The following is a 19983-nucleotide window of genomic DNA, read 5'->3' as shown; positions in this document are numbered from 1 at the left end:
GAAAATTCCTTAGTTTTTTATTGTGGGAGGATTGCGAACCACAGTTTGCAAAGCGGCGGATTGTAAACCATAGCGGATTAAATTCAAACCGGCAAAATGTTGCCCGACTTTGCAGAATTGCTTGAGCCGCCTCAGCTTTTCGGCTTTTTACGATGCAAATCCGATTTTCTGGGAAATATTGGATTTTTTCAATAAAACCGGTTTGCGGGAAATATCCGGAATCATATTTTTCATTCCGATATGGTTGGATAATATAAAACTACAAAGCATTACACATAAGGCGATATTTAATTACCTGAAACACATGGGTTTATAAAATAAAAACCTTCTTTAATAACATTAAAATAACAAAAAACTGCCTAAATTTTAGAAAACGAGGCCATAAAATGCACGTTTGCTTCTGAGTTTGGCGGGAAAATATCAAATATCCGCTTAAACACACTCCCAAAGAAGAAAAAATCCCCAAGCAAATCAAAAAAACATACTTGGCAAGTATAAAATTTGCAGGTAAATTCACGTCAAGCCGCTCGACTACACGCCATTACAAAAGCGTTGCGGCGTTTTTATCAGAACCAAATTGAAGAGAGTAAAGGAGCATCACAATGGCTAATTATCAGGAAGAAATCAAAGCAGCGGAACAAGTCAAAGAGGCGCACGGTCAGGGTTGGGCAGCCATCACGCCTGAATACGTTGCCCGTATGCGTTTGCAAAACCGCTTCAAAACCGGCTTGGACATTGCCAAATACACCGCCGCCATCATGCGCCGCGACATGGCCGAATACGATGCCAATCCTGCCAACTACACCCAATCTTTGGGCTGCTGGCACGGTTTTATCGGACAGCAGAAACTGATTGCGGTGAAAAAACACCATCAAACCCCGAACAAACGCTACCTCTACCTTTCCGGCTGGATGGTTGCCGGTATGCGTTCCGAGTTCGGCCCGCTGCCCGACCAATCCATGCACGAAAAAACCTCTGTCCCCGCATTGATTGAAGAGTTGTACACCTTCCTGAAACAAGCAGATGCCCGTGAACTTGATTTGCTGTTTACCGCTTTGGACGAAGCCCGTGCCGTAGGCGACAATGCCAAAGCTGCCGAAATCCAAGGCAAAATCGACAACTTCCAAACCCACGTCGTACCGATTATCGCCGATATCGACGCCGGTTTCGGCAATGCGGAAGCCACCTACCTGCTGGCGAAAAAAATGATTGAAGCCGGTGCCTGCTGTATCCAGATTGAAAACCAGGTATCCGACGAAAAACAATGCGGCCACCAAGACGGCAAAGTAACCGTTCCCCATGTGGACTTCCTGGCCAAAATCAATGCCGTGCGCTATGCCTTCCTTGAATTGGGCGTGGACGACGGCGTGATTGTCGCCCGTACCGACTCTTTGGGAGCAGGCCTGACCAAGCAAATCGCCTTCTCCACACAACCCGGCGACTTGGGCGACCAATACAACAGCTTCTTGGAAGGCGAAGAAATCACCGACCTGAGCCAAATCAAAGCTGGCGACGTGATTGTGAACACCAACGGTAAAACCATCAAACCGACCCGCCTGCCGAGCAACCTTTTCCAATTCAAAAAAGGCACAGGCGTAGACCGCGTGGTGCTGGACTGCATCACCTCGCTGAAAAACGGTGCGGACTTGCTGTGGATTGAAACCGAAAAACCGCATGTCGGCCAAATCAAAGAAATGATCGACCGCGTGCGCGAAGTGATTCCGAACGCCAAGCTGGTATACAACAACAGCCCGTCGTTCAACTGGACGCTGAACTTCCGCCAGCAAGTGTTCGATGCTTGGAAAGATGCAGGCAAAGACTTGTCCGCTTACGACCGCGCCAAACTGATGAGTGCCGAATACGACGAAACCGAATTGGCGAAAGAAGCCGACGAACGCATCCGCACCTTCCAGCGCGACGCGTCCGCACAGGCTGGTATTTTCCACCACCTGATTACCCTGCCGACCTACCACACCGCCGCACTGTCTACCGACAATCTGGCGAAAGGCTACTTCGGCGACGAAGCCATGCTGGCTTATGTGAAAGGCGTTCAGCGTCAGGAAATCCGCCAGGGCATCGCCACCGTGAAACACCAGAACATGGCCGGATCGGACATCGGTGACAACCACAAAGAATACTTTGCCGGTGAAGCCGCGCTGAAAGCGGGCGGTAAAGACAACACCATGAACCAGTTCCACTGACCCATGGTTAAACAATAAGGTTTTCAGACGGCCTGCGGTCTTCTTCCATCCCTTCGCCGCCAGGCCGTCTGAAAAGCCTTACACTCTTTGTCTGCGCAGAGTTGAGCTGTGCGGATGAAGTGCAGGCTGTAGCCTGTATTGTTTGTGAAGCGTAAATCTCTGATTTGAGGTATTGCGGCAGCCTTTTAGGTTGCCGCCTTTTTGTTTATAGACATATTTTGAAGCATCAAGGCCGTCTGAAACCCTCCTGCCGCCTTTTCAGACGGCCTCTCCGTCCAAATGACGGCGCAGTTTCTCCTCATCCAAATGCCAATGGCAGATTTCCTTATCGCCGTCCAACAGCACGGGAACCAGCTCGTTATATTTTTCCTCCAGCAGCGGATCGTCGTCCACATCCACCACTTCCAATTCGAAAGGCCGCTCCTGCTGCAAAGCCGTCAAACGGTCGCGCATGGCGTGGCACAAGCTGCAATATTCGCGGAACATCAAAGTCAGTTTCATATCTTTTCCAATTTTTCAGACGGCCCGATTATAGCGGAAAGGCCGTCTGAAAGATGGCGCAAGCTGGCGATAGAACCTATAATGCCGCGTTTCCAACCTTTTTCTTTCCGGGCATTTTATGCTGAAAATCTCCACCCGATTCGACGGCGGCGCGGTCATCGTGCACGACCTGGCCGACCCTCAGAACATCCGCCTTTCCATCCGTCCCGACAATGCTTCGGATTTCGCCCAATGGTTTTATTTCCGCCTTCAGGGCGCGGCTTATCAAAACTGCGTCATGCACTTTGAAAACGCCGCCTCGTCCGCCTATCCGTCGGGCTGGGAAGACTATCAGGCGCGCGCCTCGTACGACCGCCAAAACTGGTTCTGCGTGCCCACCCGTTATGAAAACGGCGTGCTGACCATCGAACACACGCCCCTGTCCAACAGCGTGTACTACGCCTATTTCGAACCCTATTCCTCCGAGCAGCACCTCAACCTGCTGGGCGACGCGCAAGGCAGCGGCCTGTGTCAGATAGACGACTTGGGCAGCACCGTCGAAGGGCGCGACATCAACCTGCTGACCATAGGCAACCAAGTCGAAAGCGATTTGAAAATCTGGATTATCGCCCGCCAGCATCCCGGGGAAACGATGGCCGAATGGTTTATCGAAGGCCTGCTCGCCCGCTTGCTCGACCCCCAAGACCCGACCGCGCGCGCCTTGCTCGACAGCGCCACATTCTACGTCGTGCCGAATATGAACCCCGACGGCTCGGCCTTGGGCAACCTGCGCACCAATGCCGCCGGCGCAAACCTCAACCGCGAATGGCTGTCGCCGAGCAAAGAGCGCAGCCCGGAAGTGTTTTATGTCCGCGAAAAAATGCGTGAAACCGGCGTCGATTTATTCCTCGACATCCACGGCGACGAAGGCCTGCCTTACATTTTCGTGGCGGGAACCGAAGGCGTGCCCGGCTACGGCCCGCGCATTGCGGCATTGGAAAGCCGCTTCAAAGCCGCTTTTGCCGCCGCCAGCCCCGATTTCCAAGACGAGCATGGCTACGAAAAAGACCGGCCCGGCCAAGCCGACCTCTCCATGGCGACAAACTGGGTGGGCAACACCTTCGACTGCCTGGCCTATACGTTGGAAATGCCGTTTAAGGACAACCACAACCTGCCCGACGACGATTTCGGCTGGAACGGCCAGCGCTCCCTGCGGCTCGGCGAGGCCGTCCTATCGGCCATATTGAACGTCCTGCCCGAACTGCGCCCTTAAACAAATGCTTTTCAGACGGCCTGAACGCACCATCGTCAGGCCGTCTGAAAATTTAGCGGAAGCGGAAAGAAAAAGCGGATTATGTATTACCTCATCATCAGCATCTGTTGCAGCGTGGCGGTATCCGTCCTGCTGAAAATCGCCAAAAAGAAAAAAATCGACCTCGAACAAGCGGTAGGCGTGAACTACATCGCCGCCGTCGGCCTCACCGTGCTGTTTTTGCAGCCGGACACCGCAAACTGGCGGCAATACCTGCCCACCTGGTGGCTGTTTGCCGCCTTGGGCGTGCTGCTGCCGACGGTGTTCGTCGTCATGGGCAGGGCGGTGGATGCGGCAGGCATCGTCAAATCAGATGCCGCGCAACGGCTGTCGCTCTTCATCCCCGTTTTGGCCTCGTTCCTGCTGTTCGGCGAACAGCTGTCGCGCGGCCGCCTCATCGGCCTCGTCCTCGCATTTACCGCGCTGTTTTGCCTGCTGTGGAAACATGAAGGCGGGAAAAAAAGCGGCGGCTGGCAGAGTGCCGGCTTGCTGCTGGCCGTTTGGGCGGGTTACGGCGTGATTGATGTCCTGTTCAAACAAGTGGCCAAAAGCGGTACGGCCGTACCCGGCAACCTCCTCGTGGCCTTTTGTCTGGCCGGCATCCTGATGTTCGGCCGCCTGTTTGCCAAAGGCAGCAAATGGACGGCCTCCGGCATCTTGGGCGGCCTGTTACTTGGTTGCCTGAACTTCGGCAACATCCTCTCCTATATCCGCGCCCATCAGGCCATGTCCGACAATCCCACGCTGGTGTTTGCCGGTATGAACATCGGCGTCATCGTCTGCGGCACACTCGTCGGCGCGGTCGCCTTCAAAGAAAAAATCAGTACCGTCAATGCGGCAGGCATCGCCATCGCCGTCTGCGCCATCGCCTGCCTGTTTTACTGGCCGCAACTGGCCGGATTATTGGGTATTGCCGCTTGAGCAGGATAGATGCGAGAAGGATAGAGGCCGTCTGAAAAACACAATTTCAGACGGCCTCCCTTATTTAAACTAACCCAACGGCGGCAAAACAGCAATCCAATCAAACGCAACATTATCAACCGCATTTCAGCCTTTTTCGCTAGAAATTTGTTTTTTGTCAGGCCGGGTAAACAGAAAGATAAGCAAGGAAGTCAGCGCGCCCAGCGTATCGGCGAGCATGTCTTTTTGCGCGTCCCAAATATCGCCTTGCGAACCGAGCACCTCCAGCCCCGCTTCGCCGCCGTCAATCACCGCATACTGCCATTCGATGACTTCGTAAGCCGCCGCCACGCTCATGATGAAAAACAAAGAGAAAAACAAGGCAAGGGTAGGGCGGCAGAGTTTGCGGCGCAACAGCCATTCGGCCATCGGATAGGCGTAGAAACCGATGATGTAGTGGCCGACGCGGTCAAAATGGTTGCGCCCTTCGCCTAAAAACGGCGCAAGCAGGCGGTTTGCCCAATCGAAGGGGACATCGGCGAAGGTGTAATGCGAGCCGATGGTGTGCATAATCAGCCAGAAGCTCATGAATACATAAGCCAAATTGCTGAAACGGAAGCGGCGGTAAGTGGCGATAAGCGCGACAAATACGGTGGAAACGGGGATGATTTCAGCGTACCAAACGGCGCGGTCGGACGGGTTGATGCCCGACCAGACGATAAGTGCGGCAATGAAAACCGTGAGCAGTAAAGGGAGGATGTGCGAAGTTTTTTGCATAAAGTTTATCGTGTTATCAATGGAATGGAAGAGGGGGAGCTATTTTCAGACGGCCTTCAAACCATTGGCGACGCGCTTATAGCAGGTGTAAACCAATGCCGCGCAAGCCAGCCACATGACGGCGTGGAAAACCGCATGGAAGCTGCCCGCTACCGCGTACCACACCGCCAGTATGCCGATAAAGAACGCGCGGTCGCTCTTGCCGAACGGCCCGTCATAACGCCGCTCGTTGCCGTGTACCTGACCCAACACGCCGCAAAATTCAGTCATTGCCGCAAGCCAGACAAACAGGCCGATTTGCGCGCCGTCAAACGGGGCGATAAAGGCGAAAGGCAGATACAGCGCGGCATCGGCGGCGACATCGGTGATTTCGTTCAGATAGCCGCCCAATGCCGACTGCTGACCGAACTCGCGCGCCAACATCCCGTCCACCGCGTTCAACGCCATGCGGACAAACAGCCACACGGGCAACAACCAAAACAAAGCAGGAACCTGCGCACCGAGCGACAGCAGCAGCCCGACCGCGACCGACACCGCGCAAGCCGCCAGCGTAACCTGATTGGCGGTTACACCACGGTTATAAAGCCGGCGCACCAGCGGACGCAGCAGGTTTTGGAATTTGGGTTTGAGGGCGTAAATACTCATGATGGAGGCCGTCTGAAAATAAAAAATAAAGAGCCGCGATTATAGGGCAATCCCTTATAATCCGCCTGTTTATCTCCATCAATCCGTGCAATATGACGGCAGGCCGTCTGAACGCCCGGAATCAGACACGCCATGCCCAAACTCCATATGTTCTATCTCGGCGGCAACGCGGGCCGCTCCAATATCGAAGTACACGACATCCAATTTGCCGTTTGCGACAACTACCAAGAGGCAGTCCCCGCGCTAAAGGCCGCATGGTTCGGCGATGCCGACAAAATCCACATCGACGGCTGGCAGGTTGTCGAATGGGCGGATGGCTATGACATTACCGTCTCCGAACAGCCCGCCGGAGATGAAAGGCCGTCTGAAAACACGCCGCGCCTGTATTTCGCCAACGTCGGCGGCTATTTGGCCGGACAGCTTGCGGAAGCGCACGCATTCGGCCTGTTTGCTGCCGCAAATCCTGTCGAAGCTAAAACCAAAGCCCTGAACACCCTTTTACCCGGCCATGCCCAACAACATAAAGACAATCTGAAAGACGTAGACAACCTGCTTGCTCTCGACCGAGTCGGCAGACACCGCATCATATTGACACCGAATCCGCACGGCAGGCCGTCTGAAATCGGTTTTCAAGGCTATCTGCCGATTTAGCGGATTGACTGCAAACGGAAAAACACGGCTTCGCCCTGCCATACTGATTCAAAGCGGATTAAAAACAGAAAAAGGCCGTCTGAAAAGCCGATGCAGGGCTTTCAGACGGCCTCTTGGCGTTCAAACCATTTAGGCAAACGGATGTTGCAGCAGAATGGTTTCGTCGCGGTCTGGGCCTGTGGAAATGATGGCGACCGGCGCACCGCAGACTTCCTCAATCCGTTTCAGGTAACGCTTGGCGTTTTCCGGCAACGCGCCGTATTCTTTCACGCCGAAAGTCGATTCCTTCCAGCCGGGCAGCGTTTCGTAAATCGGTTTGCATTTGGCCACGGCATCTGCGCCGAAAGGCAGGATGTCTATGGTTTTGCCTTCGAATTCATAGCCGGTGCAGATTTTGATTTCTTCGATACCGTCCATTACGTCGAGTTTGGTGATGCACATGCCGGTGATGCCGTTAATCTGAATCGAGCGTTTCAGTGCGGCCGCATCAAACCAGCCGCAGCGGCGCGGACGGCCGGTTACCGAACCGAATTCGTTGCCGCGCTGTGCCAAACCCGCGCCGACTTCGTCGAACAATTCGGTCGGGAACGGGCCCGAACCGACGCGCGTGGTGTAGGCTTTCACGATGCCCAGCACATATTGCAGCATATGCGGCGGAACGCCCGCACCGGCGGCGGCCGCGCCGGCCGAACAGTTGGACGAGGTAACGAAGGGGTAGGTGCCGTAGTCGATATCGAGCAGGGTGCCTTGCGCGCCTTCGAACAGCAGGCGTTCGCCCTTGGCGTTTTTCTCGTACAAGGTGCGGGCGACATCGTGAATCATCGGCAGGATGCGTGCCTTAAAGCCGTTGATTTTCGCCATGATTTCGTCAAAGCCGACCGGGGCGGCATGATGCAGGTGTTCGAGTTGGACGTTGTAGAATTCGACGTTGGCGCGCACTTTTTCCGCCAGTTTTTCATCATCGAACAAATCGACCATCCGTACGGCGCGGCGGGCGACTTTGTCTTCGTAAGCCGGGCCGATGCCGCGGCCGGTCGTACCGATTTTTTTATCGCCTTTCGATGCTTCGCGCGCCTGGTCCAAAGCAATGTGGTAGGGCAGGATGAGGGTGGCGGTCGGCGCGATTTTCAGACGGCCTTCCACGTTTTTCACGCCTGCGGCAATCAGTTCGTCGATTTCGCCCAGCAAGGCCTCGGGGGAAACCACTACGCCGGAGCCGATGAAGCAGTCCAGTTTTTCATGCAGGATGCCGCTCGGAATCAGGCGCAGGATGGTTTTCTTGCCGCCGACAACCAGTGTGTGGCCGGCATTGTGCCCGCCCTGGAAGCGGACCACGCCGCCGGATTGCTCGGCCAGCCAATCCACAATTTTGCCTTTGCCTTCGTCGCCCCATTGCGAACCGATGACCACTACGTTTTGTGCCATATTAATTACCTCGTTGAAATGTTTGGAAATAAGATGTTAAGGCCGTCTGAAACGTTTATGCGGCCTTTCAGACGGCCTGTCTGTTTTTAAAAGGCCGTCTGAAAGGCTCAATCGCCGAGGACGACCCATTTTCCGTTCTGTTTCAGCAAACGGCGCGAACCGTCGCGCGTGCTGTTTGCCTCCATGCCGTAATCGACGACCACCGTTTCACCCCCGGCACGCAGACGGGCAATTTCTTCGGCCGCATCGGCCGCATCGGCCAATGCCACCGCAATCGCCGGGCGGCGTTCGCCTTGGGGCAGGCGGCCGAGGAACTTGCGCAAGTCGAAGCTGAAGCCGGTGGCCGGACGGCTGCGGCCGAAATATCCGCCCAAGCCGTCGTAACGTCCGCCGCGTGCCACCGCATCGTGCCCGTCGCTGCCGTAAGCCGCATAAAGTAGGCCGGTGTGGTAGTTATCGACCCGCAATTCGGCCAAATCGATGTGGACCGCCTGTTGCGGGAAGGCTTGGCAGACGGCTTCCAGTTCGTCCAATGCTTTGCCGATTAAAGACAAATCCGGCAGTTTTTCCCGCGCCTGCGCCAATATTTCGCGGCCGCCGTACAGTGTGGGCAGCAGGGAAAACGCCTTGCGCCACATACCGTCCAAAGCCCAGGCTTCCACCTGTCCGCGGACGGTGGCCACGTTTTTGTCCTGCATCATGGCCAACAGCGTTTCCGCCTGCTGCGGCGACAGTTCGGCCGACGCGGCCAGTGCGCGGAATACGCCGATATGCCCCAAAGACAGCAGCACGTCGCCGAAATCGGCCAAGGCCAAACTGTCCAGCATCAGGCCGATGATTTCGATATCGGCCGCAATGCCGTCGAAGCCGTAAAGCTCCGCACCGGCCTGCAAAGGTTCGCGGCTGTCGAGGAAGCCTTCCGGACGGGCGTGCAGCACCGAGCCGGCATAGCACAGGCGGTTGATGCCTTGATTGGCCGACAGCAGGTGGGCGTCGATGCGCGCCACCTGCGGCGTGATGTCGGCGCGGATGCCGAGCTGGCGGCCGCTGATTTGGTCTACAAAGCGGATGGTTTTCAGGGACAGTCCCGAATCGATATGGGTCAGCAGCGAATCGCTGTACTCCATCAAAGGGGGATGCACGAGTTCGTAGCCGTGCGAGCGGAACAATGCCAATAATTTCTCTTTTGCACTTTCAAGCTGACGTGCGCCGCTTGGAAGGATATCGGCGATATATTCTGGTAGTTGCCAAGACTGCATCATGATTGGTTTCCGACGCCCGGAGGCAGGGCAAACCGCCTGAATCCGTGCGTCTGTCGGAGTTTTTAAAGCCGCACTTTAACATAAAAAAACAAATTTTGCAGACGATTGAATCATGCCGGAAATTTAGCCGTGCCTCAGGCCGCAGATATGCCGTTTATTCCGTTTGCGCCAATTCCTCCGCCGCTTTTTGAACCATGTCCGGCGTGAGTTTGTTCAGGCAGTCGGTGTGTCCCAACGGGCATTCCCGCTTGAAGCAGGGCGAGCATTCGAGGTGCAGGCTGACTATTTTGGCTTTTGGGCTCAAGGGCGGGGTGTGGTCGGGGCTGGACGAGCCGTAGGCGGCAACGAGTTTGCGGTCGAGAGCGGCGGCAAGGTGCATCAGGCCGCTGTCGTTGGAGACGACGGTGTCGGCGCAGGAAAGCAGGTCAATCGCTTCGGAAAGGTTGGTTTTGCCGCAAAGGTTGGTGCAGAGGCCGTCTGAAAGTCGGTTGATTTCTTCGGCGATGTCGAAATCTTTTTGTGAGCCGAACAGCCAAACCTGCCAGCCTTCCGCCAGATAGCGGCGGCCGAGTTCGGCGAAATGGCGCGCGGGCCAGCGTTTGGCGGGGCCGTATTCCGCGCCCGGGCAGAAGGCGAGAACGGGTTTGTCGGTGTCCAAGCCGTATTTGGCAAGCGCGGCGGCGCGGCTTTCGGGGGAAATGGTGAAGCGCGGGTTATCGGAATGTCCGTTGAAGTCCGCCTGCGTCGGATGGGCGAGGGCGGTGTAGCGGTCAACCATCAGGGTCAGGGCGGCTTTGTCGAGTTTGCGGATGTCGTTGAGCAGCAGGTAGCGCGATTCGCCGACGTAGCCGGTGCGCTGTTTGATGCCGGTGGCGAAGGCGATGAGGGCGGATTTGAGCGAGCCGGGCAGGACGATGACTTGGTCGTAACCTTGTTTGCCCAGTTCGCGCCCGATGCGCCAGCGTTTTTTCAGCTCTAACGCGCCGTGTCCGAACGGGTTTTCAATAACGCGGCTGATTTCGGGCATGCGCTCGAACACCGCCATCGACCATTTGGGCGCGAATGCGTCTATGGTGCAGCCGGGATGGAGTTCGTGCAGGCGGCGGTAAAGCGGCTGGGTCATGACGCAGTCGCCGATCCAGCTCGGGGTGATGATGAGGATTTTTTTGGACATGGTGGTAGGGCGTTTTTGTGTTGCGCGATATTGTATAGTGAAATGGAAGGACGGGTATACGGCCTTGCCTTGCAGCCTTGCTTGGAAAACAAGTTTGTCTGCGCCGCCGTTGCTGTCCGTTGTTCGGAACGGGGGAGGCCGTCTGAAAGTGAAAAATATCTAATTAAGGTTAAATTATGCTAATATGCGCCGCAATTTTATTACATCTGTTTGACTGAATAGGAAATAAATATGGGAAATGATGTTTTTTTCCACGCAGAGCCGTCGGGGGAAATGGATGAACGGCTGTTGGACGAACCCGCGTCCCGCAGTATCGTCCGCGGCGTGGAATGGATTATGGAGGGTTTTTTTCTGTTCCGCGAATACCCGCTGTCGTGGATGAGGATTGCCTTTATTTTGCTGGCCTGCGAATGGGCGCTGACTTCTTTGGCGCAGCATCTCTTTATTGCCGGATTGGTACTGCTGGCCATATATATGCTGTTCAAGGCAGGCGGGCTTTTGATGGCGGCTTCGATACAGGAGCATGAGGAACGCCCGCCCGGTATCGGCCAGATGTTTTTGATTTTGGAAAGCAAGGTATTCGAATTCATTCTGCTGCTGATTTTGCTGTTCTTTGCCGCCGCCGCATGGGGGTATCTGCTTTACGGCATAGCGGGGGCTTTGGGTTTGTGGAACCCACTCAGCGGAATGGCCGATATTTTTATGTTTTTATTGTGGTTTTTAACCGTTCAGCAATTATTGGGCTTTGCACCGGTATTGGTGTTTATCCAGGACGAAACGCCGATGGCCGCCATTATCCAAAGCGTCAAAGCCAGCTTCAAAAACATCCTGCCGCTGACTTTGTCCGCCATCACGCAGGGATTGCTGATGGCGGCGGCATTTTGGCTGCTTGGCCGGCTGCTCGGCAATATTCCGAGTAAGGCGGTTACCTATATTTTTGTCGCCGTATGGCTGTTCTTTTCGATGGTGTCTTATCTCACCACCTATGCCGCCTACCGCGATATATGGTTCGAACCGATAGAAAGCGATGGTGTCCAAACCGGCTACCGCTGAGTAACCCGCCCTTAACAAACAGGCCGTCTGAAGCATTCAGACGGCCTGTTTGCCATATCGGCGGCAAAACTCAATAACCGTGCGGTTTGATTTCGCCTTCCAGCTTGTAAATAGTGCTGCAATAGGGGCACTCGATGGTGCCGTTGGATTGGATGGGCAGGAAAACGCGCGGGTGGCCGTTCCAAGTTTCGTTGCGCGGGCCGCTGCAATGCAGGGGCAGGTCGTGCGGGGTAATGGTTACGGTTTCTTGATTCGGGTTGCTCATGGCAGTTCCTTTCGGGCAGGTTTGTGTGCCGTTTATTTTACGGCATACGCGCCCGTTTGTGCAGGTGGAAACGGCGGCAGAGGCCGTCTGAAAAGGATATAATGCCCGCTTTTTTCAGACGGCCTCCATCTCATGCAGCTTTCCGATTTCGATTTCGACCTTCCCGAACACCTGATTGCCCAACAACCGCCCGCCGAACGCGGCGCAAGCCGGCTGCTGTCGGCGTTGCCCGGCCAACCCTTGCGTGACGAAATGTTTTCCGTCCTGCCGCAGCTTGCAGGCAGAGGCGACGTATTGGTGTTCAACAACACCAAAGTCATGAAGGCGCGCCTGTTCGGCCAAAAAGCCAGCGGTGGAAAAATCGAAGCCCTCATCGAACGGGTATTGGACGCGCACACCGCGTTGGCGCACATCCGTTCTTCAAAATCGCCCAAACCCGGCACGCGGCTGCTGTTCGACGGCGGGATAGGGGCGGAAATGACGGCGCGCGAAGGCGAACTCTTCCGCCTGCATTTCGACGGAGAAGAAACGGTTTACCGCCTCCTCGAGCAGCACGGCCGGCTGCCGCTGCCGCCCTATATCGAACGGGCGGCCAACGGCGACGACGAGAGCCGCTACCAAACCGTGTACGCCAAACACCAAGGCGCAGTGGCCGCGCCTACCGCAGGCCTGCACTTCACCGATACGCTGCTGGCGGAACTCAAAGCCAAAGGCGTGCGCCTGGCGGAGGTAACGCTGCATGTCGGTGCCGGCACGTTCCAGCCGGTGCGGACGGAGAACATCGCCGAACACAAAATGCACAGCGAATGGTACGACGTGCCGCCCGAAACAGTGGCGGCGGTGGAGGCGGCGAAGGCGGAGGGGACAAAAGTCTGGGCGGTCGGCACCACCTCTATGCGCGCGCTGGAATCGGCCGCGCGGGAAACAGGCCGTCTGAAAGCAGGGCGGGGCGATACCGATATTTTCATCACGCCGGGCTACCGTTTCCGCGTTGCCGACCGTTTGATTACCAATTTCCACCTGCCGAAATCGACGCTTCTAATGCTGGTCAGCGCGTTTTCCGGCATTGAGGAAATCCGGGCGGTTTACCGCCACGCCGTGGCAAAAGAATACCGTTTCTTCAGCTACGGCGACGCAATGCTGCTCGGGCGCAAGGATGATGCGGAATCCCTGTGATGGATGAAAAAAGGCCGTCTGAAACAGTTTCAGACGGCCTTTTGTTTCCCCGCTTACTTTCGAAGCAGCCAAATCAGGCAGACGGCCGCTGCGGCAACGGCGAGCGCGGCAAAAAACGCGCCGATTCCGGCAAAACGCAGGGGTGGCTCGTTGCCCTGCCATTCTTTCAGGCCGGTTATCATCGGCGTAATCAAATCCTGCTTTTTAAACAAGCGGTAAAACAAGACGGCCGCGATATGCAGCCCGGCCAGCAGAGCCAGCAGGTTGAAAAAATTTACATGGATGCGGCGGAAGGTTTCGCCGCCGTTTTCCAGCCGGCCGTTCAGATAACCGTGGTAAAGGAAAGTGTTTTCATCGGCGGCAAACAGGCCGGTCAGCACTTGGAAAAGCACGGCGGCCAACAGGGCGGCCACCATCAGCGCGCCCAGCGGGTTATGCCCGGGATGCGCCTGTTTGTCCCAAGTGCCGCGCAGATAGCTGCCGATTTGCAGGGGGCGGAAAAAACGGGCAAAACGCGCCGTGTCGCTGCCCCAAATGCCCCAGCACAGGCGGAAAACCAGCAGCGCGGCCACCAGCAGGCCGACGCGCAAATGCCAAGCCATCCAGCTGCCGCCGGTTTTCGCGCTGAACCACATGAAGGCGAGGGCGGCGGTCAGCGTCCAATGGAAAACGCGGACGGGCAAATCCCAGATTTTGATTTTCTGCATACTTTATCTTATCGGTTTCATCGTTTCCAGCCGCTTTTTTCAGACGGCCTCAAAAGCGGTCTGAGGCCGTCTGAAAGCGGGCAGGGGGGGCTTATTCGATATTCTGCACCTGTTCGCGCATCTGCTCGATTAACACTTTCAATTCAACCGAAGCCTGCGTGCATTCGGCGGCAATTGCCTTGCTGCCCAATGTGTTGGCTTCGCGGTTCAATTCCTGCATCAGGAAGTCCAAGCGTTTGCCGACGCCGCCTTTTTGCTCGGTAACGATGCGGCGGACTTCGGCGATATGCGTTTTCAGACGGCTGAATTCTTCGTCCACGTCGGCTTTCTGCATATAAAGCGCGAATTCCTGCTTCAGACGGTCTTCGTCGATATTTTCCACCGCTTCGGCCAAACGGGCGCGCGCCTTGTCCAAATGCGCCTGCAATAAGTGCGGAAACAGTTCGGACAGCGCATCCACAATGCCGTCCATCGCCTCCAGCCGCTCCAAGATATGTGCCTGAAGCTTTTCCCCCTCGCGTGCGCGGGCGGCGGAAAAATCCTTAACCGCATCGGATAAAAGGTTTTGCACGGCCAGCGCAAACGTTTCCTGATCTTCGGCCTGGCTGACCAGCACGCCGGGGAAGCGCAAAATATCGGCCACCGTCAGCTTGCCCAAGCCGTCGAACTGTTTGCGCCATTTTTCGTTTAAAGCCGCCAGTTCGGCCGCCAAATCCTGATTGACGTGCAGTTCGGCCGCCCCGTTTTCCAAAGCCTGAATCTGGATGCGGCATTCGATTTTCCCGCGCACGGCGGAGGCGGCGATGATTTCGCGCAGGCTGCCTTCCAAATGGCGCAGGTCGTCGGGCATTTTGAACTGCACGTCCAAATAGCGGTGGTTTACCGCGCGGATGTCGAGGTTGATGCGCTTGCCGCCGCATTCGCCGGCCGCATTGGCAAAGCCGGTCATACTGTGAATCGTCATGTTTTACTCCGTTTCTGGTTACGAGTGAAAGCAGGGGCAATATAACACATCCGCAGTGTTATAATTTTCATTTTTCAACAGACAGGACACCCCAGCATGACCGGCTATACCCGCACATCCCGCGCCGCCGACGCTTTACGCGCCGTCAAAATCACCCCTCATTTCCTGCCGCACGCCGACGGCTCGGTTTTAATCGAATGCGGCAACACCAAAGTCATCTGCACCGCCAGCATAGACGAAAACGTACCGCCGTTTTTGCGTGGCAAAGGGCAGGGCTGGGTAACCGCCGAATACGGCATGCTGCCCGCGTCCACCGCCACACGGATGCGGCGCGAGGCGGCAGCCGGAAAGCAGGGCGGGCGCACGCAGGAAATCCAACGCCTGATCGGCCGTTCATTGCGCGCGGCGGTGGACATGGCCAAACTGGGCGAAAGGCAGATACTGATAGATTGCGACGTGATACAGGCCGACGGCGGCACGCGCACCGCATCGATAAGCGGCGCATACGTCGCTTTGGTATTGGCCGTGAAAAAACTGCTTTCAGACGGCCTGATTGCCGAAAACCCGCTGACCGGCAGCATTGCCGCCGTATCGGTCGGCATCGTAAACGGCGTGCCGCTGCTGGATTTGGATTATCCCGAAGATTCCGGCTGCGACAGCGACATCAACGTCGTGATGAACGGCGAAGGCAAAATCATCGAAATCCAAGGCACGGCAGAAGGCGCGCCGTTTGATTTCGACGAACTGGCCGAACTCATCAAACTGGCGCAAAAAGGCATTGCCGAACTGTCTGCCCTGCAGCAACGCGCACTGGCTGAAGCCTAAGGCCATCTGAAACATGAACTCCCTGATTATCTTCAACAAACCCTGCGGCGTTATCTGCCAGTTCAGCCCGCATGAAAAGCATCCGAGCCTGAAAGACCACATAGACGCGCCCGGTTTTTATCCCGCAGGCCGCCTGGATACCGACAGCGAAGGCCTGCTGCTGTTGACCAATGACGGGCAATTGCAGGCAAGGATTACCCAGCCCCGCTTCAAAGTAGAAAAAACCTACTGGGCGCAACTCGAAGGCATACCGGACACTGACAAACTGCAACTGCTGCAACGCCCGATGGACTTAGGCGACTTTACCGCCCGTCCGGCCAAAATCCGGCTGCTGTCCGAGGAAGAAACCGGCGGATTATGGCCGCGCAACCCGCCCGTGCGCGTCAGAAAAACCGTGCCTGATTTTTGGCTGGAAATCAAAATCAGCGAAGGCAAAAATCGCCAAGTCCGCCGCATGACCGCCAAAGCCGGCTATCCCTGCCTGCGCCTAATCCGCGTAGCCATAGGCCGTCTGAACCTGTTTGACGAACAACTCGGCTTGGGAGAATGGCGTTACAGCGAATCCTTGCCGTAATCAATCAGGAAATACAGGGAAAGAGGCCGTCTGAAAGCAGATTCAGACGGCCAAGTCGACCTTTACCAAAGCTGGCAGCTTTTTAAAAAACAGTAAAACCGCAATAACAGGTCGGGCATCCCGCCCGACCCCCACTTTAAAAACCACCGAAAGAAAGGCACACCCATGTCCCTCAACCCCGTCTACCTTTGGAACCCGCAAAACTTTCCCGACCCGCAGGCCATGTTGCCCGACGGCTTCGACGCGGCACATTGGAAGTTGGAAGTATACTGCCTGGTTAATGGGTAATGAGGCATCTTAGAAAAAATCATTTTACAAAATGTTATATTAGTTAAATTAACATAATATAAATTATGCGTAGTTAAAATTTCAGCTTCACGCAGCTTTGGTAACCGCCGTGTTTTCACTTTGAAACCAAGCCAAACGATGATGCAATGCCGCCACTTCTCCAATAACAATCAATGCAGGTGTGGCGGCATTTGCCGTTAAGCACTGCAAATCGGACAGTACGCCTGTTGCCACGGTTTGATTTTGCCGCGTTCCGTTGCTGATGACGGCGCAAGGGGTATCTGCGGCACGGCCGTGGCGGATTAGCCGCGCGGCGATATTTTCCGCTTTGATGGTTCCCATATAGACCGCCAAAGTTTGGTTGCTGCGGGCAAAGCTTGCCCAATCCACATCGCTGCCGTCGGCCCTGCATTGCCCGGTGATAAATTGTACGGATTGCGCGTAATCGCGGTGCGTCAGCGGGATGCCCGCGTAAGCCGCCGCGCCGACGGCCGCAGTGATGCCTGGAATGATTTTGAACGGGATGCCCGCCTCGGCCAGTATCTGTAATTCTTCGCCACCCCTGCCGAATACAAACGGGTCTCCGCCTTTCAGACGTACCACACGGCAGCCTTTTTGGGCATATTCGAGCAATAAGGCATTGGTCTCTTCCTGTCGTACTTTATGGCCGCCAGCCCGTTTGCCGACGTTGATTTTCTCCGCATCTTTCCGAATCAGGCGGAGAATATCCGTGCTGACCAAGGCATCATATAGCACTACGTCGGCTGCCTGTATGGCCTGCAAAGCATGAATGGTCAGCAAGCCGGCATCGCCCGGCCCTGCGCCGACCAAGGTAACAAAGCCTTGCTTTGTCTGTTTGGCGGCCAGCTCGGCCTTTAATTGCAAATCGGCCTGCGGACGGTTGTTTTGGGCGCAGTAGTCTTGAAAACGTCCGGCGAAAAGATGTTCCCAAAACTGGCGGCGTTCGGGGAGGCTGCCGAATTGCCGTTTGACAGATTCGCGGTTTTCGCCGGCAATTTGCGCCATCAGGCCGATATGGTGCGGCACCAGTTGTTCGATTTGAAGGCGGAGCCGACGCGCCAGCACGGGCGATGTGCCACCGCTGGATACGGCGATTTGGATGGGTGAGCGGTCAATCACCGCAGGTACGATGAAGCTGCACAATTCCTGCCTGTCCACTACATTGACCAATTTATTACCGCGTTCTGCCGCATCGGCCACCTGTCGGTTTAATTCTTCATCGTCGGTGGCGGCGATGACCAGCACCGCCTCCCTGATGAGGCCGTCTGAAAAACTTTCGGCAATGCGGCAAATCCTGCCTTCTTCTGCCCATGTTTGCAGGTTTTCGGTCAGTTCACGCGCTGCCAGCAAGACTTTTGCCCCGGCATCCAGCAGCGATTGGATTTTGCGCTCAGCTACCGTTCCGCCGCCTACAACCAAAACAGGCCGGCCGCGAAGGTCGGCAAACATGGGGAAGTAATTCATGTCCGTATGTCCTTATCAATGATCGTTCCATTTTAAGAGGCCGTCTGAAAAGGTAGAAATACCGTGTTTGTCTTTCCTTATAACGAAAGCGGCACATGGCGTTTTGAGGCCGTCTGAAAACCGTGCGGCAACATTTCAGACGGCCTTGTGTTAAAATCCGCAAGTTTCCGATTCCGACTGACTTTAACCTTTTCTCCGATTATGACCCAAGACAAAATCCTCATTCTCGACTTCGGTTCGCAAGTTACCCAGCTTATCGCCCGCCGCGTGCGCGAAGCTCATGTTTACTGCGAGCTGCATTCCTTCGACATGCCTTTGGACGAAATCAAAGCTTTCAATCCGAAAGGCATCATCCTCTCCGGCGGCCCCAATTCCGTTTACGAATCCGACTATCAAGCTGATACCGGCATTTTCGATTTGGGCATTCCGGTTTTGGGCATCTGTTACGGAATGCAGTTTATGGCGCACCACTTGGGCGGCGAAGTGCAGCCCGGCAACCAACGCGAATTCGGTTACGCGCAAGTCAAAACCATCGATAGCGAACTGACCCGCGATATTTACGACGACGCGCCCAATACGCTGGACGTATGGATGAGCCACGGCGACAAAGTATCCAAACTGCCCAACGGCTTTGCCGTTATCGGCGATACTCCGTCATGCCCGATTGCCATGATGGAAAACGTCGAAAAACAATTCTACGGCATCCAATTCCACCCCGAAGTTACCCACACCAAACAAGGCCGCGCCCTGTTGAACCGCTTTGTCTTGGACATCTGCGGCGCGCAACCGAGCTGGACAATGCCGAACTACATCGAGGAAGCGGTCGCTAAAATCCGCGAACAAGTCGGCAGCGACGAAGTGATTTTGGGCCTGTCGGGCGGCGTGGACAGCTCCGTAGCCGCCGCGCTGATTCACCGCGCCATCGGCGACCAACTGACTTGCGTGTTCGTCGATCATGGTCTCTTGCGCCTAAACGAAGGCAAAATGGTCATGGATATGTTCGCCCGCAACTTGGGTGTGAAAGTGATTCACGTCGATGCTGAAGAGCAATTCATGGCGAAACTCGCCGGCGTTACCGATCCTGAGAAAAAACGTAAAATCATCGGCGCGGAATTTATCGAAGTATTTGATGCCGAAGAGAAAAAACTCACCAACGCCAAATGGCTGGCGCAAGGCACGATTTACCCCGACGTAATCGAATCCGCAGGCGCAAAAACCAAAAAAGCCCACGCCATCAAATCGCACCACAACGTCGGCGGCCTGCCCGAAAACATGAAACTCAAGCTGCTTGAGCCGTTGCGCGACTTGTTTAAAGACGAAGTGCGCGAACTGGGCGTCGCTTTGGGCTTGCCGCGCGAAATGGTGTACCGTCATCCGTTCCCCGGCCCCGGTTTGGGCGTGCGTATCTTGGGCGAAGTGAAAAAAGAATACGCCGACTTGCTGCGCCAAGCGGACGACATTTTCATTCAAGAATTGCGCAACACTACCGACGAAAACGGTACATCTTGGTATGACCTGACCAGCCAAGCCTTCGCCGTGTTCCTGCCCGTCAAATCCGTCGGCGTAATGGGCGACGGACGCACTTACGACTACGTCGTTGCCTTGCGTGCCGTGATTACCAGCGACTTCATGACCGCACACTGGGCAGAACTGCCGTACTCGCTGCTCGGCCGCGTGTCCAACCGTATCATCAACGAAGTCAAAGGCATCAACCGCGTGGTGTACGACGTAAGCGGCAAACCGCCTGCCACGATTGAGTGGGAATAAGCCGAACCGCAATAGGCCGTCTGAATCCTGATGTTTCAGACGGCCTGACGGT

20 protein-coding genes and 1 riboswitch are annotated in these 19983 nt (G+C 55.6%); of the genes, 10 read left to right on the top strand and 10 right to left on the bottom strand.

The window, feature by feature from the left end; genetic code table 11:
- Positions 1–3: 3 nt before the first annotated feature.
- Positions 4–48, bottom strand: a riboswitch (PreQ1 riboswitch).
- A gap of 554 nt (positions 49–602) precedes the next feature.
- Positions 603–2201: an isocitrate lyase gene (locus tag BM261_RS00680; protein WP_074894209.1), complete on the top strand. Its 1599-nt coding sequence runs from the start codon at positions 603–605 to the stop codon at positions 2199–2201.
- Between the two features lie 258 nt (positions 2202–2459).
- On the opposite strand, the gene BM261_RS00675 is transcribed toward BM261_RS00680, so the two are convergent.
- A complete protein-coding gene (locus tag BM261_RS00675; protein WP_049254341.1) occupies positions 2460–2702 on the bottom strand; it encodes a glutaredoxin family protein in 243 nt (80 codons plus the stop codon).
- Positions 2703–2820: 118 nt separating this feature from the next.
- Here BM261_RS00675 and BM261_RS00670 point away from each other — a divergent pair, with 118 nt between their 5' ends.
- Together BM261_RS00670 and BM261_RS00665 are read left to right on the top strand one after the other, a co-directional pair.
- A complete protein-coding gene (locus BM261_RS00670) occupies positions 2821–3954 on the top strand; it encodes a M14 family metallopeptidase (RefSeq protein WP_074894207.1) in 1134 nt (377 codons plus the stop codon).
- A gap of 81 nt (positions 3955–4035) precedes the next feature.
- Positions 4036–4914, top strand: coding sequence for a DMT family transporter (locus BM261_RS00665; protein WP_074894205.1), 879 nt, complete (start codon positions 4036–4038; stop codon positions 4912–4914).
- A 126-nt stretch (positions 4915–5040) separates the two neighbouring features.
- On the opposite strand, the gene BM261_RS00660 is transcribed toward BM261_RS00665, so the two are convergent.
- Both BM261_RS00660 and BM261_RS00655 read right to left on the bottom strand, forming a co-directional pair.
- Complete coding sequence (locus BM261_RS00660; protein ID WP_074894203.1) at positions 5041–5670, bottom strand: DUF2238 domain-containing protein; 630 nt, start codon at positions 5668–5670, stop codon at positions 5041–5043.
- A 45-nt stretch (positions 5671–5715) separates the two neighbouring features.
- Positions 5716–6315: a CDP-alcohol phosphatidyltransferase family protein gene (locus BM261_RS00655; protein ID WP_074894201.1), complete on the bottom strand. Its 600-nt coding sequence runs from the start codon at positions 6313–6315 to the stop codon at positions 5716–5718.
- Positions 6316–6447: 132 nt separating this feature from the next.
- On the opposite strand from BM261_RS00655, the gene BM261_RS00650 reads away from it, so the two are divergent.
- Positions 6448–6966 (top strand): DUF1543 domain-containing protein, encoded by a 519-nt coding sequence (locus BM261_RS00650; protein ID WP_074894198.1) that lies wholly within the window; start codon positions 6448–6450, stop codon positions 6964–6966.
- A gap of 129 nt (positions 6967–7095) precedes the next feature.
- Here BM261_RS00650 and BM261_RS00645 read toward each other — a convergent pair whose 3' ends face one another.
- The 3 genes from BM261_RS00645 to waaF all read right to left on the bottom strand — a co-directional run bounded on the left by BM261_RS00645 (position 7096) and on the right by waaF (position 10827).
- Positions 7096–8391, bottom strand: coding sequence for an adenylosuccinate synthase (locus tag BM261_RS00645; protein ID WP_074894196.1), 1296 nt, complete (start codon positions 8389–8391; stop codon positions 7096–7098).
- Positions 8392–8498: 107 nt separating this feature from the next.
- A complete protein-coding gene (locus tag BM261_RS00640; RefSeq protein ID WP_074894633.1) occupies positions 8499–9650 on the bottom strand; it encodes an ATP phosphoribosyltransferase regulatory subunit in 1152 nt (383 codons plus the stop codon).
- A 157-nt stretch (positions 9651–9807) separates the two neighbouring features.
- Positions 9808–10827, bottom strand: coding sequence for a lipopolysaccharide heptosyltransferase II (waaF, locus tag BM261_RS00635; RefSeq protein ID WP_074894194.1), 1020 nt, complete (start codon positions 10825–10827; stop codon positions 9808–9810).
- Positions 10828–11058: 231 nt separating this feature from the next.
- Here waaF and BM261_RS00630 point away from each other — a divergent pair, with 231 nt between their 5' ends.
- A complete protein-coding gene (locus tag BM261_RS00630; RefSeq protein ID WP_074894192.1) occupies positions 11059–11880 on the top strand; it encodes a hypothetical protein in 822 nt (273 codons plus the stop codon).
- Between the two features lie 70 nt (positions 11881–11950).
- Here the strand turns inward: BM261_RS00630 and BM261_RS00625 are convergent, their stop codons facing one another.
- A complete protein-coding gene (locus tag BM261_RS00625; RefSeq protein ID WP_074894190.1) occupies positions 11951–12145 on the bottom strand; it encodes a zinc-finger domain-containing protein in 195 nt (64 codons plus the stop codon).
- Positions 12146–12277: 132 nt separating this feature from the next.
- On the opposite strand from BM261_RS00625, the gene queA reads away from it, so the two are divergent.
- On the top strand, positions 12278–13321 hold the full coding sequence (gene queA, locus BM261_RS00620; RefSeq protein ID WP_074894188.1) for a tRNA preQ1(34) S-adenosylmethionine ribosyltransferase-isomerase QueA: 1044 nt from the start codon (positions 12278–12280) through the stop codon (positions 13319–13321).
- Positions 13322–13374: 53 nt separating this feature from the next.
- Here the strand turns inward: queA and BM261_RS00615 are convergent, their stop codons facing one another.
- The gene (locus BM261_RS00615) at positions 13375–14028 is read right to left on the bottom strand and encodes a cytochrome b/b6 domain-containing protein (RefSeq protein WP_074894185.1); all 654 of its coding nucleotides are present in this window, start codon (positions 14026–14028) and stop codon (positions 13375–13377) included.
- Between the two features lie 91 nt (positions 14029–14119).
- Positions 14120–14992, bottom strand: coding sequence for a YicC/YloC family endoribonuclease (locus tag BM261_RS00610; RefSeq protein WP_049249363.1), 873 nt, complete (start codon positions 14990–14992; stop codon positions 14120–14122).
- A gap of 96 nt (positions 14993–15088) precedes the next feature.
- Here BM261_RS00610 and rph point away from each other — a divergent pair, with 96 nt between their 5' ends.
- The 3 genes from rph (at position 15089) to BM261_RS12810 (ending at position 16679) form a co-directional block, all read left to right on the top strand.
- Entirely contained in the window at positions 15089–15817 is a 729-nt protein-coding gene (gene rph / locus BM261_RS00605) for a ribonuclease PH (RefSeq protein WP_074894183.1), read from the top strand.
- A 13-nt stretch (positions 15818–15830) separates the two neighbouring features.
- Positions 15831–16391: a pseudouridine synthase gene (locus BM261_RS00600; RefSeq protein WP_074894180.1), complete on the top strand. Its 561-nt coding sequence runs from the start codon at positions 15831–15833 to the stop codon at positions 16389–16391.
- 165 nt (positions 16392–16556) lie between these two features.
- Entirely contained in the window at positions 16557–16679 is a 123-nt protein-coding gene (locus BM261_RS12810) for a hypothetical protein (RefSeq protein ID WP_256205677.1), read from the top strand.
- Between the two features lie 87 nt (positions 16680–16766).
- Here the strand turns inward: BM261_RS12810 and cysG are convergent, their stop codons facing one another.
- Positions 16767–18164, bottom strand: coding sequence for a siroheme synthase CysG (gene cysG, locus BM261_RS00595; RefSeq protein WP_074894178.1), 1398 nt, complete (start codon positions 18162–18164; stop codon positions 16767–16769).
- Between the two features lie 201 nt (positions 18165–18365).
- On the opposite strand from cysG, the gene guaA reads away from it, so the two are divergent.
- Positions 18366–19931 (top strand): glutamine-hydrolyzing GMP synthase, encoded by a 1566-nt coding sequence (gene guaA / locus BM261_RS00590; RefSeq protein WP_003740869.1) that lies wholly within the window; start codon positions 18366–18368, stop codon positions 19929–19931.
- The last annotated feature ends 52 nt before the right edge of the window (positions 19932–19983 follow it).

The organism is Neisseria elongata subsp. elongata (genome assembly GCF_900113545.1).
Lineage (GTDB): Bacteria > Pseudomonadota > Gammaproteobacteria > Burkholderiales > Neisseriaceae > Neisseria > Neisseria elongata.
Note: the sequence above shows the minus strand (reverse complement) of the source record. Positions and strands in the feature narration are given on the sequence as shown.

Bases quoted from the DNA above. Each gene is read 5' to 3' on its own strand.
- BM261_RS00680 (WP_074894209.1), top strand. From the start codon at position 603: ATGGCTAATTATCAGGAAGAAATCAAAGCAGCGGAACAAGTCAAAGAG.
- BM261_RS00675 (WP_049254341.1), bottom strand. From the start codon at position 2,702: ATGAAACTGACTTTGATGTTCCGCGAATATTGCAGCTTGTGCCACGCC.
- BM261_RS00670 (WP_074894207.1), top strand. From the start codon at position 2,821: ATGCTGAAAATCTCCACCCGATTCGACGGCGGCGCGGTCATCGTGCAC.
- BM261_RS00665 (WP_074894205.1), top strand. From the start codon at position 4,036: ATGTATTACCTCATCATCAGCATCTGTTGCAGCGTGGCGGTATCCGTC.
- BM261_RS00660 (WP_074894203.1), bottom strand. From the start codon at position 5,670: ATGCAAAAAACTTCGCACATCCTCCCTTTACTGCTCACGGTTTTCATT.
- BM261_RS00655 (WP_074894201.1), bottom strand. From the start codon at position 6,315: ATGAGTATTTACGCCCTCAAACCCAAATTCCAAAACCTGCTGCGTCCG.
- BM261_RS00650 (WP_074894198.1), top strand. From the start codon at position 6,448: ATGCCCAAACTCCATATGTTCTATCTCGGCGGCAACGCGGGCCGCTCC.
- BM261_RS00645 (WP_074894196.1), bottom strand. From the start codon at position 8,391: ATGGCACAAAACGTAGTGGTCATCGGTTCGCAATGGGGCGACGAAGGC.
- BM261_RS00640 (WP_074894633.1), bottom strand. From the start codon at position 9,650: ATGCAGTCTTGGCAACTACCAGAATATATCGCCGATATCCTTCCAAGC.
- waaF (WP_074894194.1), bottom strand. From the start codon at position 10,827: ATGTCCAAAAAAATCCTCATCATCACCCCGAGCTGGATCGGCGACTGC.
- BM261_RS00630 (WP_074894192.1), top strand. From the start codon at position 11,059: ATGGGAAATGATGTTTTTTTCCACGCAGAGCCGTCGGGGGAAATGGAT.
- BM261_RS00625 (WP_074894190.1), bottom strand. From the start codon at position 12,145: ATGAGCAACCCGAATCAAGAAACCGTAACCATTACCCCGCACGACCTG.
- queA (WP_074894188.1), top strand. From the start codon at position 12,278: ATGCAGCTTTCCGATTTCGATTTCGACCTTCCCGAACACCTGATTGCC.
- BM261_RS00615 (WP_074894185.1), bottom strand. From the start codon at position 14,028: ATGCAGAAAATCAAAATCTGGGATTTGCCCGTCCGCGTTTTCCATTGG.
- BM261_RS00610 (WP_049249363.1), bottom strand. From the start codon at position 14,992: ATGACGATTCACAGTATGACCGGCTTTGCCAATGCGGCCGGCGAATGC.
- rph (WP_074894183.1), top strand. From the start codon at position 15,089: ATGACCGGCTATACCCGCACATCCCGCGCCGCCGACGCTTTACGCGCC.
- BM261_RS00600 (WP_074894180.1), top strand. From the start codon at position 15,831: ATGAACTCCCTGATTATCTTCAACAAACCCTGCGGCGTTATCTGCCAG.
- BM261_RS12810 (WP_256205677.1), top strand. From the start codon at position 16,557: ATGTCCCTCAACCCCGTCTACCTTTGGAACCCGCAAAACTTTCCCGAC.
- cysG (WP_074894178.1), bottom strand. From the start codon at position 18,164: ATGAATTACTTCCCCATGTTTGCCGACCTTCGCGGCCGGCCTGTTTTG.
- guaA (WP_003740869.1), top strand. From the start codon at position 18,366: ATGACCCAAGACAAAATCCTCATTCTCGACTTCGGTTCGCAAGTTACC.